1 protein-coding gene is annotated in these 327 nt (G+C 43.7%); it reads right to left on the reverse strand.

Annotation, left to right across the window (positions count from 1 at the left end):
• A partial coding sequence (locus tag NE473_RS30745) for an Rnase Y domain-containing protein (protein ID WP_256265612.1) occupies window positions 1-327 on the reverse strand: 327 nt, incomplete at both ends.

The raw sequence follows: 327 nt of genomic DNA on the forward strand, positions 1-327 counted from the left end.
GGAGGTTAATCCGGAAATCTTTTCCAGTTCCTGTATCCCTTTTTCATAGAGAGACTCTACTTCGGCGTTTCTCTTATTCAGGGCTTCCTCTCGAGCAGCAAGACCTGCGTCTCTTTTTTCCATTGCGTCGGACTTCTTGTCCAGGTTTTCTTCCTTGCTTAGTACTCGTCTTTCATAACGTTGAAGCTCAGCTCTTCTTTCTCTGGTCTCTTTCTCCAGTTCGTTCTTAGTCTTCAAAGACTCTTCTTTTGCTTCAAGGAGAGCTTCGCGCTTCTTTGTCTCAGCGGTTTTTAATGCTTCATCTATTATTTCCCGGGATTTTTCTTC

This window comes from Hungatella sp. SL.1.14 (assembly GCF_024460495.1).
Classification (GTDB): Bacteria; Bacillota; Clostridia; order Lachnospirales; family Lachnospiraceae; genus Hungatella; species Hungatella hathewayi.